Source organism: Microbacterium sp. LMX7-1.2 (assembly GCF_040675935.1).
Lineage (GTDB): Bacteria > Actinomycetota > Actinomycetes > Actinomycetales > Microbacteriaceae > Microbacterium.
This window is the reverse complement of sequence record NZ_JBEGIL010000001.1, coordinates 162,875-178,851: the sequence shown is the minus strand read 5'-3', so window position 1 is coordinate 178,851 and position 15,977 is coordinate 162,875. Positions and strand designations below refer to the sequence as shown.

Below are 15,977 nucleotides of genomic sequence, written 5' to 3'. Positions count from 1 at the left end.
CGACGGGATCGTCGCGAAGACGGTGCTACGGGCGCGCGAGAGGACTCAGCGCGCAGAGCCTGAGGACAATTCTACGACCTCCGCGGCCGCAGCGGCGACGTCCTCGTTCACGACGAGGTGATCGAACTCGTTCTGGGCGGCCAGCTCGACCTTCGCGGTGCGCAGTCGCCTGGCCCGTTCCTCGGCCTCCTCCGTACCCCGGCCGACCAGTCGCTGGACGAGTTCGTCCCATGTCGGCGGCAGCAGGAAGATCAGCGTCGCGCTCGGCTCGGCGCGTCGCACCTGACGCGCGCCTTGCAGGTCGATCTCGAGGAGGACGGTCTTCCCCTCGGCCAGTGCGGCGTCGATCGGCGCCCGCGGCGTGCCGTATCGGGACCTGTTGTGCACGACCGCGTACTCGAGAAGCTCGTCCGCAGCGATCAGGCGGTCGAACTCCGCGTCGTCCACGAAGTAGTAGTGCACGCCGTCGATCTCGCCGGGGCGCGGAGCGCGGGTGGTCGCGGACACGGAGAGGTGGATCTCGGGGTTGTGCTCGCGGATGTAGGCGGCGACGGTGCCCTTGCCCACCGCGGTGGGGCCCGCCAGGACGAGCAGTCGGCTGCGGGCGCCGCGCGGCTCGAGCACTGGGAAGCGGTCGTCGAGCCACGCCGAGAGCGCGACGCGCTGACGTACGCCGAGGCCGCCGAGGCGTTTGACGGGCGAGATGCTCAGCTCCTCGAGGATGCGGTCGCGCTTGCCCGCGCCGATCGCCGGGAGTGCGAGGAGGAAATCGGTGATCCGCATCGAGCCCTCGACCGAGTCGGGGTCGGCGGCCGCTCGCGCGACCACCGTCTGCGGCGTGATGACGCGCATCGTGAGATCGCGCTTGAGCGAGGCACGGGCGCGTCGACGTTCCACGGCTTTGCGCGCTGCAGCCGCGCGATCGACCTCCGGAACCGGGCGTGCTTCAGCCACGGTGGCCCTCCCTGTAGTCGGCGACGCGCGCGTCGATGGCGGCCTCGAGCCCTGCAGGGCCTGAGGCGAGGATGCTGCGGCTCTCGCTCGCTATCACGGTGCGACTCATCGAGCCGAAGCGACGGTGCAGATCAGCGGGCGTCGCTCCCTGGGCTCCGAACCCCGGCGCGAGGATCGGCGCGGGCGGTGCGAACGCCGCGAGTCCCGCATCCGTCCAGTCGACGGTCGCCCCGACCACGAACCCGATGCCGCCCCACTCCCCCGCGGCGACGTGCTCGGCGTTGCGCGCCGAGACGACCGACACGATGTCGGCCGAGACCGAGCGGCCGGTGGCCGACTCCGCACGCTGCAGCGACAGCGCCTCGGGATTGCTCGTCGCGGCCAGCACGAACACGCCCTTGCCGTGCTCGTGCGCCAGGGCGAACGTGCCGTCCAGCGCACCGACGCCGAGGAACGGGTTGACCGTGAGCGCGTCGGCTTCGAGCGGCGAACCGGGTGTGAGCCAGGCGGCCGCATACGCGTCCATCGTCGTGCCGATGTCGCCGCGCTTGGCGTCGGCGATCACGAGCAGTCCGGCATCGCGGGCGGCGGCGAGCACGTCTTCGAGCGCGGCGAACCCGGCCGATCCGAACCGTTCGAAGAACGACACCTGCGGCTTCACGATCCCGGCTCGTCCGGCGGCCGCTTCGACGGTGCGCAGCCCGAACTCACGGACTCCGGCGGCATCCTGCCCGAGCCCCCAGGCGTCCAGGAGGGACGCATGCGGGTCGATGCCCACGCACAGCGGGCCGTGCGCGTCGAGGACGCCACGGACCCGCTCGCCGAAGGAGGTCGTCACACCGCGGCCTTCCGGTCGAGGGCGTACTCCTGGAGGCTCTTCACCTGGAACCCCTCGTGGGCCGCGTCCATGCCGCTCACGGCCGCTCCGAGCACGGCCATGGTCGTGAAGAGGGCCTTGTCGGCGGCCACGGCCGCCGCGCGGATCTCGTAGCCGTCGGCGCGGGCCGCACCGCCCGAGGGGGTGTTCACGACGATGTCGATCTCGCCGTCGTTGATGAGGTCGACGATGTTCGTCGCGCCCGACTCCTGCGTGTCGCTGTACTTCTCGACGACCGTGACCGCGATGCCGTTGCGCGAGAGGATCTCGGCGGTGCCCTCCGTCGCGACGATCGTGAAGCCCAGTTGCTGCAACCGGTGCGCGGGCAGGATCACCGCACGCTTGTCGGAGTCGGCGACGGAGATGAACACGGTGCCCGACGTCGGCATCCCGCCGTAGGCCGCGGCCTGGCTCTTCGCGAACGCGGTCGGGAAGTCGCGGTCGATGCCCATGACCTCGCCGGTCGAGCGCATCTCCGGGCCGAGGACCGAGTCCACCGTCTTGCCGTCGGCGGTGCGGAACCGCTTGAACGGGAGCACGGCCTCCTTGACCGAGACGGGCGCATCGAGCGGCACGCGTGAGCCGTCCTGCTGGGGCAGCATGCCCTCGGCACGGAGCTCGGCGATCGTCGCGCCCGCCATCACGCGGCTCGCCGCCTTGGCCATCGGGATCCCGAGGGCCTTGGAGACGAACGGCACCGTGCGGCTTGCGCGCGGGTTGGCCTCGATCACGTAGAGCACGCCGGCGCTGATCGCGAACTGCACGTTCAGGAGGCCGCGGACGCCCACGCCCTCGGCGATCGCGAGAGTCGCCTCGCGCACGCGGTCGATGTCGGTGCGCCCCAGCGAGACGGGCGGCAGCGTGCAGCTGGAGTCGCCGGAGTGGATGCCGGCCTCCTCGAGGTGCTCCATGACGCCGCCGATGAAGAGATCGGTCCCGTCGTACAGAGCGTCCACGTCGAGCTCGATCGCGTCGTCGAGGAAGCGGTCGACCAGCAGGGGCTTGCCCTCCTCGATCACGACCTCTCCCGCCGTGCGCACGAAGTAGTCGCGAAGCGCCTCGGTGCCGTACACGATCTCCATGCCCCGGCCGCCGAGCACGAAGCTCGGACGAACGAGCACGGGGTAGCCGATCTCCTCCGCCACGGCCACCGCGCCCTCGACGTCGACGGCCGTGCCGTGACGCGGAGCGAGCAGCCCCGCCGTGTCGAGCAGCTGCGAGAAGAGTTCGCGCTCCTCGGCGATGTCGATCGCCGCGGGGCTCGTGCCGAGCACGGTGTAGCCCGCCGCCTCGATGCCCTTCGCGAGGCCGAGCGGCGTCTGGCCGCCGAGCTGGCAGACGACTCCGAGGATCGTGCCGCTCGCGGCTTCCGCGTCCAGCACCTCCAGGACGTCCTCGAGCGTGAGCGGCTCGAAGTACAGACGGTCCGAGGTGTCGTAGTCGGTCGACACGGTCTCCGGGTTGCAGTTGACCATCACGGTCTCGAAGCCGGCGTCGGACAGCGCGAAGGAGGCGTGCACGCAGGAGTAGTCGAACTCGACGCCCTGGCCGATGCGGTTCGGGCCGGAACCGATGATGACGACCTTCGTGCGCTCGGACGGTGCGACCTCGGTCTCGAAGTCGTAGCTCGAGTAGTGGTACGGCGTGAGCGCCGGGAACTCGCCGGCGCACGTGTCGACCGTCTTGTACACGGGGCGGATGCCGAGCCCGTGGCGCACGCCGCGGATCTCCTCCTCGCTCTCCCCGCGCAGCTGCGCGAGCTGCGCGTCGGAGAAGCCGTGCTCCTTGGCGTAGCGCAGCGTCGCCGCATCCAGCTCCGGGGCCGTGCGCACGATCTCGGCGACCTCGTTGATCAGCACGATCTGGTCGAGGAACCAGGGGTCCATGGCGGTGGACTCGAAGGCCTGCTCGACAGTCGCGCCCTTGCGCAGCGCCTGCTGCAGCGTCACGATCCGACCGTCGGTGGGGATCCGCGCGATCTCGAGCAGCTCCTCGACCGAGCGCACCTCGGGACCCCAGTGGAAGCTGGAGCCGCGCTTCTCGAGCGAGCGCAGCGCCTTCTGCAGGGCGGTGGCGTAATTGCGCCCGATCGCCATCGCCTCACCCACGGACTTCATGGTCGTGGTGAGGGTGGCGTCGGCGGCAGGGAACTTCTCGAACGCGAAACGGGGCACCTTGACGACCACGTAGTCGAGCGTGGGCTCGAAGCTGGCGGGGGTCACCCCTGTGATGTCGTTGGGGATCTCGTCCAGGCGGTAGCCCAGTGCGAGCTTCGCCGCGAGCTTCGCGATCGGGAAGCCCGTCGCCTTGGACGCGAGGGCGCTCGAGCGCGAGACGCGCGGGTTCATCTCGATCACGATGATGCGCCCGTTGGTCGGGTCGACCGCGAACTGGATGTTGCAGCCACCCGTGTCGACGCCCACGGCGCGGATGATGTCGATGCCGATGTCGCGCATCTTCTGGTACTCGCGGTCCGTGAGCGTCAGCGCTGGCGCGACGGTGATCGAGTCGCCGGTGTGCACGCCGACCGGGTCGACGTTCTCGATCGAGCAGACGACGACCGTGTTGTCGGCCGTGTCGCGCATGAGCTCGAGCTCGTACTCCTTCCAGCCGAGGATCGACTCCTCCAGGAGCACCTCGGTCGTCGGCGAGTCGCGCAGGCCGGCGCCGCCGATGCGGCGGAGGTCCTCCTCGTCGTAGGCGAAGCCCGAGCCCAGGCCGCCCATCGTGAACGAGGGACGCACGACGAGCGGGTAGCCGAGCTTCTCGGCACCGGCGAGCAGGTCGTCCATGGTATGCGCGATCACGCTCTTGGCGACGTCGGCGCCGGCCTCGAGCACGAGCTCCTTGAAGACCTGGCGGTCCTCGCCCTTCTTGATCGCGTCGACCTTGGCGCCGATGAGCTCGACGCCGTACTTGGCGAGGATGCCGCGCTCGTCGAGCGCCATGGCCGCGTTCAGCGCGGTCTGCCCGCCGAGGGTCGGCAGGATCGCGTCGGGCTTCTCCTTCGCGATGATCGTCTCGATCACCTCGGGGGTGATCGGCTCGATGTACGTCGCGTCGGCGAAGTCGGGGTCGGTCATGATCGTCGCGGGGTTGGAGTTCACGAGGATCACCCGCACGCCCTCCTCGCGGAGGACACGGCACGCCTGGGTGCCGGAGTAGTCGAACTCGCAGGCCTGACCGATGACGATCGGGCCGGAGCCGATGACGAGGACGGAATTGATGTCGTCGCGCTTGGGCATTACTGTGCGTCCTTCTTGCTCGCGATGACCATGTCGCGGAACCGGTCGAAGAGATAGTTGGCGTCGTGCGGACCGGCCGCCGCCTCGGGGTGGTACTGCACCGAGAACGCGGGGAGGTCGAGGGCGCGGAGTCCCTCCACGACGTTGTCGTTGAGACCGACGTGGCTGACCTCGACCGCGCCGTAGCCGTGCGGGCTGTCGAACGAGCCGTCGAGCGGCGCATCCACGGCGAACCCGTGATTGTGCGCCGTGATCTCGACCTTGCCGGTGGACTTGTCGAGGACCGGCTGGTTGATGCCGCGGTGGCCGAACGTCAGCTTGTACGTGCTGAGGCCGAGGGCCCGCCCGAACAGCTGGTTGCCGAAGCAGATGCCGAAGTAGGGCAGCTTGGCGTCGAGCACCTCGCGCAGCACCGCGACCTGACCGTCGGAGGCCGAGGGGTCGCCGGGGCCGTTCGAGTAGAACACCGCGACCGGATCGATCGCCATGATGTCGGCGAAGGTCGAGGACTGCGGCAGGACGTGCACCTCGAAGCCGCGGGCCGCGAGGTTGTCGATCGTCGCCTGCTTCACGCCGAGATCGAGGACCGCCAGGTTGCCGATCTTCTCCCCCACGGCATCCGTCACGATCGCGACGTCCACCGAGACCTGGGCCGACAGGTTCTGCCCGGCCATCTCCGGCGCCTCGCGGACGATCCGGAGCTGCTCCTCGGCATCGAGACCGGCCGCCTCGCCCGAGAAGATCCCGCCGCGCATGGAACCGGCGGAACGGATGTGGCGCGTGATGGCACGCGTGTCGATGCCGCTGATGCCGACGATGCCGTCCTGCACGAGGATCTCGTCGAGCGAGGCGTTCGCACGCCAGTTCGAGACGACCCGGGAGGGGTCGCGCACGATGTAGCCGGCCACCCAGATGCGTCGCGACTCGGTGTCCTCGTCGTTCATGCCCGTGTTGCCGATGTGCGGTGCGGTCTGGAGGACGATCTGTCCCGCGTACGAGGGGTCGGTGAGCGTCTCCTGGTAGCCGGACATGCCGGTGGCGAACACGACCTCGCCGAGCGTCGTGCCCAGCGCGCCGTAGGCGCGGCCGGAGTGGCGGGTGCCGTCCTCGAGGACCAGGACGGCGGGTTCGGGGAGGGAGGTCATGACTGTGCTCCTGTGTCGGGGGCAGCCGAGTCGTCCGCGGCGCCGGAGGCGGGGACGAGCTGCTGCAGTGCAGAGATGAAGTTCTTCGGGTCGCCGTCGGTGAGACGGAGGTAGGAGTCGACCACGGTGTCGTCGTCGGCGCTCCACGCCACCCGGACGAGACCGCCCGGTTCGACGACGCGGTCGATCGTGACCGTCGCGCGGTCGACGCCGGTGAGGCGGGACGAGGCGAGGAACACGGTCGGCGCGCCGTCGAGGCAGAGCGCCAGTCCGCGGTCCGTCACCGCGACCTCGCCGCGGGCACGATACGCGAGCGGCGACATGGTGAGGCGTTCGAGCGGCTGGTCGTGCTTCGTCGTCGAGACGTAGAGCACCTCGTGCCGGTCGATCACCTCGGCATGCTCGGGTACGCCGAGCGGGGCCGCGAGCCCCGCGTCGCGTCGGAGACGTCGACGCCAGGCGAACACCATCGCCAGGAGCACCAGCACCGCCAGCGCGATCATGACCGCGATCGCGACATCCCTGGGGATCATGCGCGCAGCTCCTCGACCACGGCACCGCCGTCGACCGTCACCGTGCCGCCGTGGATCGTGTACTCGACCCGGCCGGGCAGGTCTCGACCGAGGTAGGGCGAGTTCGCGCTGCGTCCATGCAGGTCGGCGGCGGTGAACACTCCCGCGACGGATGCGTCGTACAACGCGATCTGCGCCGGCGCTCCGACCTCGAGGGGCGTGCCGTGTCCGGAAAGGCGGCCGATCCGCGCCGGGGCGGCGCTCAGCACGCGCGCGACATCGCTCCACCCGATCAGCCCGGTCTGCACCATGGACTGGTGCACCACGCGCAGCGCGGATTCCAGCCCGACCATGCCGTTCGCCGCCGCCTGCCACTCGCACGTCTTGTGCTCGCTCGGGTGCGGGGCGTGGTCGGTCGCGACGATGTCGATGGTCCCGTCGGCCAACCCCTCACGGACCGCGAGGACGTCCTCCTCGCGCCGCAGCGGCGGATTGACCTTGTAACGGGCGTCATAGCCGCGCACGAGCTCGTCGGTCAGCAGCAGATGGTGCGGAGTGACTTCAGCCGTCACCGCGATGCCGCGCTTCTTGGCCCAGCGGATGATGTCGACGGAGCCGGCCGTCGAGAGATGGCACACGTGCAGGCGCGATCCGACGTGCTCGGCGAGCAGGACGTCGCGCGCGATGATCGACTCCTCGGCGACGGCGGGCCATCCGGCGAGGCCCAGCTCGGCAGACACCGTGCCCTCGTTCATCTGCGCGCCCTCGGTCAGGCGCGGATCCTGCGCGTGCTGCGCGATCACGCCGTCGAAGGACTTCACGTACTCCAGTGCGCGGCGCATGATGAGCGGATCGAACACGCAGAAGCCGTCGTCGCTGAACACGCGCACCTGGGCTCGCGAGGTGGCCATGGCGCCGAGCTCGGCGAGCCGCTCGCCCTTCTGGCCCACGGTGACGGCACCGATCGGCTGCACGGTCGCGTAGCCGGCGGCCTCGCCGAGCGCCAACTCCTGCTCGACGACGCCTGCCGTATCGGCCACGGGCGAGGTGTTCGGCATCGCGAAGACCGCGGTGAACCCACCGGCTGCCGCAGCACGCGTGCCGGTGAGGATCGTCTCGGATGCCTCATACCCGGGCTCGCGCAGGTGCGTGTGCAGGTCGACCAGACCGGGGAGGGCCACGAGGCCGTCGGCGTCGATCACGCGCGCACCGGAGCGGCTCAGACCGCTGCCGATCTCGACGATGCGGCCGTCCGCCACGATGATGTCGGCACCCTCGGTGCCGAGAAGCTGTGCGCCGGTGATGACGAGGGTCTCGCTCACAGGTCTCCCCCTCGTTCGTCGTCTCGTTCGCCTGCCAGCAGCAGATACAGCACGGCCATCCGCACCGACACTCCGTTCGTGACCTGTTCCAGCACGGTGGAGCGCGGCGAATCCGCCGCCTCCGAGCTGATCTCCAGCCCGCGGTTCATGGGTCCGGGGTGCATCACAATGCTATCGCCCCGAAGCGCTGCCGCACGCCGTGCGTCGAGGCCCCAGCGCCGGGAATACTCCCGCTCAGTCGGGAAATACGCGGCGTTCATGCGTTCGAGCTGGATTCGTAGCATCATGACCGCGTCCGGTTCTTCGGCCAGTGCCTGATCGAGGTCGTAGACCACCCGCGCGGGCCAGAGCGACACGTTCTGCGGCACGAGGGTCGGCGGGGCCACGAGCGTGACCTCGGCGCCGAGCGTGGACAGCAGCCACACGTTCGACCGCGCGACCCGGGAATGCAGCACGTCGCCGACGATCACGACCCGCACACCGGCGAGGTCGCGACCCCGGCTCTCCGCTCCGAAGCGGCGTTTGCGGATCGTGAAGGCGTCGAGCAGAGCTTGCGTCGGGTGCTCATGGGTCCCATCGCCCGCGTTGACGACGCCGGCAGAGATCCAGCCGCTCGTCGCGAGCGTCTGTGGGGCGCCGGAGGCGGGATGCCGGATGACGACGGCATCCGCTCCCATCGCCTGCAGCGTCTGCGCGGTGTCCTTCAGGCTTTCGCCCTTCGACACGCTGGAGCCCTTGGCCGCGAAGTTGATGACGTCGGCGGAGAGCCGCTTGGCTGCGGCCTCGAAGGAGATCCGGGTGCGCGTGGAGTCCTCGAAGAAGAGGTTCACCACGGTCTTGCCGCGCAGCGTCGGGAGCTTCTTGATCTCACGCGACTGCGTGTCGGACATGTCCTCGGCGACGTCCAGGATCCGCAGGGCGGTGTCGCGGTCGAGGGCGCGGGTGTCGAGCAGGTGCCTCATGCTTCGATCGTCACCTCCTCGGCGTCGTCGTTCTCGCGCAGACGCACGTTTACCCGCTCCTGCCGTGACGACGGGATGTTCTTGCCGACGAAGTCCGGGCGGATCGGGAGTTCGCGGTGCCCCCGGTCGACGAGGATGGCCAGACGCACGACCGCGGGACGTCCGATCGACTGCAGCGCATCCAGTGCCGCCCGGATGCTGCGCCCTGAGAAGAGCACGTCGTCGACGAGCACCACCGTGCGTCCGTCGATCCCTCCGGCGGGGATGTCCGTGGGCTGGGGCGACCGGGTCGGATGCTTCGCCAGGTCGTCGCGGAAGAGCGTGACGTCGAGCGCCCCTACGGGAACGGGCGTCTGCGAGATCTCGCCGATCAGGTGAGCGAGGCGCTGGGCGAGTGCGACGCCGCGGGTCGGGATGCCCAGGAGAACGAGGTTCTCGGCTCCTCGATTGGACTCGAGGATCTCATGCGCGATGCGGGTCAGAGCCCGCGAGATATCGGCTTCGTGCAGGACGGTGCGTGCACTCATCAGCCGCTCCCTTCTCCGCCTCACAGGACGGTGTTAAAGGTTGCTTGCGGATCTACTCTATCGGAGTGCTCAGGCTCCGACGACGGGGAGGCCCCGCCCGCGCGCGACCTCGGCGAGCCGGTGGTCGAACGTCGCGAGCGTGGCGCGGAACGATTCCGCCGTCACCAGCACCGCGCAGTCGGGGATTTTCAGCGAGGAGACTGCGCGCAGACGTGCGATCCGCACCGGCTCGTCGACGTCCTCCTCGCGACGGAGCAGACCGAGCGTCTCGATACGAGCAAGGTCCGCGACCTCAGTGCCGACGCGCGCGGGATGGACCAGGGCCTCCGCGATCGTCAGCGGATGCACGAGCAGGTCGTCCTCCGTATCGAGGATGTCGAACGCGGCGTCTTGATGGGGATCGTCCACGGATAGGTGCGCGATCAGCACCCCGGCGTCCAGAACGATCATTCCGGCCAGTCCTTGCGGAGCTCGTCGAGGTAGCCGGCCGGGTACGCGATCGTGCCGCGAGTCGCTTCGAGCGCCGCCCGCCTCGCCGCTCGCCTCGCTGACCGCTGGGATGTGAGCGATTCCGCGCCGAGGATCGCCAGCCGCCCGACGAGCTCGGACTTGGGCAGCCCGGGCCATTCCGCCTCGGCGAGTTCGAGAGCGTCGCGGAGTTTCGTGGTCTGCGTGACCTGGATCCTCGGGAGTGTCGTGGGCATGAGCCGAGAGTACCACCGAACGTCGTGGTGGTACTGGGATCTCGGAATGCCTCAGCTCGCCTCGCTGAGCACCGCGTCCGTGACCTCGTCGATCTTCGTCGAACGGATCGGGTGACCGGTCGTCGACAGGCAGCGACCGGTCTTCAGGTCCCACTTCCAGTCGTGCATGCTGCACGTCAGGATGCCGTCCTCGTCGACCTTGCCGGTCTTGGTGAGGTCCGCGCGAAGGTGCGGGCAGCGTCGCTGCACGACCCAGTCGCCGATCTCGGCATCCTCGGTCTGGTCGGTCTGCTCCTGGTACCAGTTCTCGACGTACTCGATGCGGTCGACCGACAGGCACTTGAGGAACGTCGTGAGGAACTCGTTGAACTTGCCGCTGCGACCGACGGAGAACTGCATCGACAGGAAGATCGAGTTCGACCAGTCGATCTCGTGGTCGCGGATGTTCGTCGAGACGAGGTCCGCGGGGATCGTGTACCAGTAGATGCAGTCCTCGCCCGCGTACTCGCGGACCTTCGCCCGCGGGAAGTCGACCACCATGTCCAGGTCGCCGATCTTGAAGCGCACGTTGCCGCCCACGCCGAGTCGGATCGTACGGGACTTCTTGAGCAACGGCTCCCACCAGGCTTTGAGCTCCTCGAGGATCTCCTGCGCGGACAGAACCTCCGCACGGGAGGCCTCCTCGTCGCGGATCTCCTGCTGGCGCGTGGATCGCTGCTCCTCCAGGTAGTCCCACTTCTCATCGAAGATGTGGGACAGCTCCGCGTCGGTGTACAGCGTCTGCTCGGTGGTGACCGCGCCGTCGGCGACCGTGACGACCGTGCCGGGCACGAACAGCCGACCGTCGTACTGAGGAGCCTTCTCGTGCATGTGCGCGAGGAACTGCTTCTGGTCCGTGAAGATCGACTCGCCGTTGCGACCGAGCCCGTTGAAGTCGAAGAGCTCATCGCGGAGGAACATGGGCGGCCCCGCCATGGGGAACACGTGCGGCGCGTCGACCTTCTCGATGTAGTACATCGCGCGCTTGTTCTGCGCATCGCGCTTGAGCTGCGCGAAGTTCTGCTTGGCGTCGAGAGGCAGGTCGTAGACCATGGGCCACCAGATCGCTCCCGACACCTGCGTGAAGTACGCGTCCGGGCGTCCGAAGTGCAGCAGCTTCTCGAGGTCGAGAGGATGCGAGTCGTTCTGGTTCAGGACCGACCCCGTGCCGTCGTCGACGCTGAGCGAGGAGTCGCCGATGGGGCCGTCGCTCGGGGCCCGCAGCGGCGTGATCATGATCTTGAGATCGCCGCGCTCGATGATCTCCCCCGCCGGCGCGTAGGTGATGTTGGTGTAGCCGAGCGCACGGATGTCCTGCTCGAGATCGTCGATCGGGTACTCCGGCAGCAGCACCTCGATGTCGTTGCGGATGTAGCGTTCGAGCAGCTTCGGGTCGAAGTGATCGCGGTGGCGGTGCGAGATGTAGAGGAAGTCGGCCTCACGCCCGAAACGCTCCCAGTCGAGAGCGCGGTTGTCGGGGAACGGGAACCAGGATCCGAAGAACGAGGGTCCGAGGACGGGGTCGCAGATGATGTTCCCGCCGACCGTCTCGATGAACATCCCGGCGTGGCCGAGTCCCGTGATCCGCATGCATTCCTCCTGAAGTGAACCGTTCGATTCTACCGAGGCCCTCCTGTACGGCCCCGGAGACCGGCCGGGAGAAATCATCGGGCGTCGAACAGGCCCCGGATGTCGTCGGCGGTGAGCGACTGCGCGAACAGGTCGTCGTCGTCCATCACCGCTGAGAACAGTCGCGCCTTTCGGCGCTGCAGGTCGAGCACCTTCTCCTCGATCGTGCCCGTCGCGACCATCCGATACACGAACACCTGTTCCGTCTGCCCGATGCGATGTGTGCGATCGATCGCCTGGGCCTCCGCGGCAGGGTTCCACCAGGGATCGAGGAGGAAGACGTAGTCCGCCTCGGTGAGCGTGAGTCCGAAACCCCCCGCCTTGAGGCTGATGAGGAACACGGGCTGCTCCCCCGCGGTGAATCCGTCGACGACCTCCTGCCGCCGTCTGGTCGATCCGTCGAGTCTCGCGAACGGGATGCCCGCCGCCGCGAGGCGCTCCTGCGCGAGATCGAGGAAAGACGTGAACTGGCTGAACACCAGTGCACGGTGACCCTCCGCCTGCAGCTCCTCCACGCGTTCGAGCAGCACGTCCAGCTTGCGGGAGCCGATCGTCGCATCGCCCTCGTCGATCAGCGCGGGGGCGAGGCTCAGCATGCGCAGCAGCGTGAGCGAGCGGAACACGATGAAGCGGTTCCGATCGAGGTCGTCGATCAGCCCCAGGACCTTCTGGCGCTCGCGCTGCAGCACCACGTCGTACAGGGAGCGGTGTGCGGAGCTCAGCTCGACCTCGAGCAGCTGCTCCTGCTTCGGTGGGAGATCGGCGGCGACATGGTCCTTCGTGCGCCGCAGGACGAGCGGACGGATCCGCCGCCGCAGCTGGGCGAGACGACGGCGTCGGTAGTCGCCGCCCTCGGCGTTCTCCGCAACCTTGCCCTGCTCGATGGGCTGGAGGTAGTGCTCGCGGAACGCCCGTGCCGAGGCGAACAGCCCCGGGGCCGTGAGCGAGAGAAGCGCCCAGAGCTCGCTGAGGCTGTTCTCCATCGGGGTGCCCGTGACGGCGATGGTCACTTCGGCGTCGAAGGATGCGACGGCACGATGCACCCGCGTCGCGGGGTTCTTCACGAACTGCGCCTCGTCGAGCACCAGGGCCGCCCAGGACACGCGTGCGAACGCGTCCTCGTCGAGCCGCGCGACCGCGTAGGACGTCACGACGACATCGGCGCCCGCTGCGGCCGTCACGAGAGATCCGGCACCGCCCGCGATCGTGGAGCCGGCGACCACCACGCGCAGATCGGGTGCGTGGCGCGCGGCCTCCGCGCGCCACGTGCCCGTGACCGAGGTCGGCGCGACGACGAGGAAGGGCCGGGTCTCGCCGTGCTCCCGCGCGTGCTGCATGAGCGCGAGCAGTTGCAGCGTCTTGCCGAGACCCATGTCGTCGGCCAGGATGCCGCCCAGTCGATGCCGCCACAGGAAGGCGAGCCAGTCGAAGCCGGACTTCTGGTACGGACGAAGGGTGGCCTTGAGGCCGCGCGGCACCGGCGTCGGCGGAACGCCGGAGGAATCGCGCAGGCCCTCGACGGTCGCCCGCCAGATGACGGCGGGCAGTGCTTCGTCGGCCAGGTCCTCGAACTCCTCCCAGAGATCGACCTGATGACGGTTGATCCTGGGGCCTGTCTCCCACTCGTCGAGTCCACCCGCCTCATCGATCAAGTCGCGGAGTCGCGCGAGCGCGGGGTGCGCGAGGGAGAAGTAGCCTCCGTCCGCGAGCAGGAGCTTCTTGCGGCCCCTGCTCAGAGCCGTGAACAGGGGTTCGAAGGGGATCGAACGTCCATCGATCCGCACGAGTACACCGAGGTCGAACCAGTCGGCGTCGGTGGTCTCGACCGTCGAGATCGTGACCTCCGGCTCACCGGACAACTCGTGATAAGCCTTTCGACGTCCGGTGACGACGACCTCCACGCCCTCGGCCTCGAGTGCGGGGACCGCCGCGGACACGAACTCCGCAGCCTCGACGTCGTGCAGGGAACCCTGCGGTGCGAACTCCCGTCCCGTCGCGCGGGTCCAGACGTCGACGAGTCCCCCGCGCGCGTCATCCTCGGCGTGCACGTCGCGCACCGCATCGCCCGTCCAGGAGAAGGGATGCCGTCCGAACCCGGCGTAGTCCCACTCGAACGTCCATCGCACGACGTCGCCGGACTGGAACGCCACCGTGATCACCGGGGTCGGACGGGGAAGCACGGGCAGCCGCACCGCGCCGTGCGCGCGCACCGCGATACGGCGTGCGAGCAGCGGATACGCGTCCCGCAGGAAGGCCCTCTCCTCGCCGGCGTCGACCTCGACCCCGGAGCGTGCCGTGAGCAGCGCCCGCACGGCAGGATCCAGCGGCGACTCGCCCAGGAGCACGTCCATCCCTCGACCGACGGCGGCCGCGGTGTAGACCCCGGTGCCCCCGATCGGGTGGATGTCCTCGGCGGTCACGGTCGTGCCGTCCAGCACCCCCGCGGCGTGCATGCGCAGAGCACCCGAGTCCTCCCGCCGGATCTCCGCGGACAGCTCCACGGAGTCGACGAGCGTCACCCTCACCTGCTTCTGCGTCGACACGAGCGGGATGCCGAGAGCGGCGGCGGCGCGCAGGTGCGGCCAGAGGAGCGCCGACTCCACGTGATCGAGGATCAACCAGTCGCCGGAGGCGCCGGAGAGCAGAGAGTCGCGTGAGATGTTCAGGAGATCGGCGAACCAGCGGGATGCCGCGGCGGCGAACTGCGTGCCCTGACGCCGCACCAGGTCCCACGAGGCACCGCCCTGGATCCAGGCGCCGGTCGCCTCACTGCGCACCAGGGGGCGCACCCCCAGGAGCACCTCCCCCTCGCGCTTCGCGACGTCACGCGGCGTGGCCGCGCGCTGCGGCCTCGCGGACCATGAGCCCCGGGAATCGCGGAGCCGCAGTTCGACACCCAGTGCCAGAGGGGCGCGCCTTCCGCCCTCGGGGGTCGGCAGCAGGGAGCGCCAGTCGTTCATCCCGCCATCGTCCCGTGAGCCGCCGACATCGACGCCGTCGGCATCCGTGCGGTCGCGCTCAGGCGGCGCGCGCCACCCGCGCGAGCACGCCGTGCACGAAGGCGCCGGAGTCGTCCGTCGAGAACTCCTTGGCGAGTTCCACGGCCTCGTCGATCGCGACCGCGGTCGGCACCTGGTCGTTGTACAGGATCTCCCACACGCCGATGCGCAGCAGCGCCCTGTCGACCGCGGGCATGCGCTCGAGACGCCAGTCGCGGCTGTGCGTGGTGATCTGCTCGTCGATCTCGTCGCGATGGTCGAGGATGCCGTCGACGACCTCGCGGGCGTACAGCCAGGAGGCCTCGCGCGCCGGCTCGCTGGCCGCACGCGTCGCCTCCGCTGCGAGCGTCACGGCGAGCTCGTCGCCTCGCACGTCCGCGGAGAAGAGGATGTCGAGTGCGCGCTTGCGCGCCTTCGTCCGGGCGCTCACGCCTTACTTCTCGCGACCGAGGTAGTCACCCGTGCGGGTGTCGACCTTGACCTTGGTGCCGGCCTCGACGAAGAGCGGGACCTGGATCTCATACCCGGTCTCCAGCGTCGCGGGCTTGGTGCCGGCGGACGAGCGATCTCCCTGGAGCCCGGGCTCGGTGTACGTGATCTCGAGGATCACCGACGCGGGCAGGTCGAGGTAGAGCGGGTTGCCGTTGTTGAGCGCGATGGTGACCTGCTGGTTCTCGAGCAGGAAGTTCTTGGCGTCGCCGACGGTGGCTGCGCCGACCGTGATCTGGTCGAAGTCGGTCTGGTCCATGAACACGTAGCCGTCGCCGTCCGTGTACAGGTAGGTGTAGTCGCGGCGGTCGACGTTCTCGATCTCGATCTTCGCGCCCGCGTTGTACGTGCGGTCGACGACCTTGCCTGACACGACGTTCTTGAGCTTGGTGCGCACGAACGCCCCGCCCTTGCCCGGCTTCACGTGCTGGAACTCGATGACGCTCCAGAGCTGTCCATCGATGCTGAGGACGACGCCGTTCTTGATGTCTGCGGTAGATGCCATGTGCGGGAGTTCCGTTTCGTGAGTCCGTGGGGGCCGCTCGCTGCCGGATGGCGGGGCGGGCCGACAGT

General features: G+C 69.1%; 14 protein-coding genes. All 14 read right to left on the bottom strand.

The annotated features are described in order from the left end of the window. Positions 1-45: 45 nt before the first annotated feature. Positions 46-954 (bottom strand): guanylate kinase, encoded by a 909-nt coding sequence (gmk, locus tag MRBLMX7_RS00855; RefSeq protein ID WP_363365812.1) that lies wholly within the window; start codon positions 952-954, stop codon positions 46-48. After that, positions 947-1,792, bottom strand: coding sequence for an orotidine-5'-phosphate decarboxylase (gene pyrF, locus MRBLMX7_RS00850; protein ID WP_363365811.1), 846 nt, complete (start codon positions 1,790-1,792; stop codon positions 947-949). Before pyrF ends, gmk begins: the two co-directional genes overlap by 8 nt. Beyond that, the gene (gene carB, locus MRBLMX7_RS00845) at positions 1,789-5,076 is read right to left on the bottom strand and encodes a carbamoyl-phosphate synthase large subunit (protein ID WP_363365810.1); all 3,288 of its coding nucleotides are present in this window, start codon (positions 5,074-5,076) and stop codon (positions 1,789-1,791) included. Before carB ends, pyrF begins: the two co-directional genes overlap by 4 nt. Further along, a complete protein-coding gene (gene carA / locus MRBLMX7_RS00840) occupies positions 5,076-6,221 on the bottom strand; it encodes a glutamine-hydrolyzing carbamoyl-phosphate synthase small subunit (protein ID WP_363365809.1) in 1,146 nt (381 codons plus the stop codon). The genes carB and carA overlap by 1 nt, the downstream gene beginning before the upstream one ends. Beyond that, positions 6,218-6,754, bottom strand: coding sequence for a hypothetical protein (locus tag MRBLMX7_RS00835; RefSeq protein WP_050720946.1), 537 nt, complete (start codon positions 6,752-6,754; stop codon positions 6,218-6,220). Before MRBLMX7_RS00835 ends, carA begins: the two co-directional genes overlap by 4 nt. Beyond that, the gene (locus MRBLMX7_RS00830) at positions 6,751-8,055 is read right to left on the bottom strand and encodes a dihydroorotase (RefSeq protein ID WP_363365808.1); all 1,305 of its coding nucleotides are present in this window, start codon (positions 8,053-8,055) and stop codon (positions 6,751-6,753) included. Before MRBLMX7_RS00830 ends, MRBLMX7_RS00835 begins: the two co-directional genes overlap by 4 nt. Then, entirely contained in the window at positions 8,052-9,017 is a 966-nt protein-coding gene (locus MRBLMX7_RS00825; protein WP_363365807.1) for an aspartate carbamoyltransferase catalytic subunit, read from the bottom strand. The genes MRBLMX7_RS00830 and MRBLMX7_RS00825 overlap by 4 nt, the downstream gene beginning before the upstream one ends. Next, on the bottom strand, positions 9,014-9,544 hold the full coding sequence (gene pyrR / locus MRBLMX7_RS00820; protein ID WP_050720943.1) for a bifunctional pyr operon transcriptional regulator/uracil phosphoribosyltransferase PyrR: 531 nt from the start codon (positions 9,542-9,544) through the stop codon (positions 9,014-9,016). Before pyrR ends, MRBLMX7_RS00825 begins: the two co-directional genes overlap by 4 nt. A gap of 69 nt (positions 9,545-9,613) precedes the next feature. Continuing rightward, positions 9,614-9,994 carry a type II toxin-antitoxin system VapC family toxin gene (locus MRBLMX7_RS00815; RefSeq protein ID WP_050720942.1) on the bottom strand — a complete coding sequence of 127 codons (381 nt, stop codon included), beginning with the start codon at positions 9,992-9,994 and terminating at the stop codon, positions 9,614-9,616. Next, positions 9,991-10,248, bottom strand: a complete 258-nt coding sequence (locus tag MRBLMX7_RS00810) for a hypothetical protein (RefSeq protein ID WP_363365806.1) — start codon at positions 10,246-10,248, stop codon at positions 9,991-9,993. The genes MRBLMX7_RS00815 and MRBLMX7_RS00810 overlap by 4 nt, the downstream gene beginning before the upstream one ends. A gap of 51 nt (positions 10,249-10,299) precedes the next feature. Then, on the bottom strand, positions 10,300-11,877 hold the full coding sequence (locus tag MRBLMX7_RS00805) for a Rieske 2Fe-2S domain-containing protein (protein ID WP_363365805.1): 1,578 nt from the start codon (positions 11,875-11,877) through the stop codon (positions 10,300-10,302). A gap of 74 nt (positions 11,878-11,951) precedes the next feature. Continuing rightward, entirely contained in the window at positions 11,952-14,876 is a 2,925-nt protein-coding gene (locus MRBLMX7_RS00800) for a DEAD/DEAH box helicase (protein WP_363365804.1), read from the bottom strand. Positions 14,877-14,934: 58 nt separating this feature from the next. Continuing rightward, complete coding sequence (gene nusB, locus MRBLMX7_RS00795) at positions 14,935-15,345, bottom strand: transcription antitermination factor NusB (protein ID WP_050720938.1); 411 nt, start codon at positions 15,343-15,345, stop codon at positions 14,935-14,937. Positions 15,346-15,348: 3 nt separating this feature from the next. Continuing rightward, positions 15,349-15,909 carry an elongation factor P gene (gene efp, locus MRBLMX7_RS00790; protein WP_050720937.1) on the bottom strand — a complete coding sequence of 187 codons (561 nt, stop codon included), beginning with the start codon at positions 15,907-15,909 and terminating at the stop codon, positions 15,349-15,351. Between the last annotated feature and the right edge of the window lie 68 nt (positions 15,910-15,977).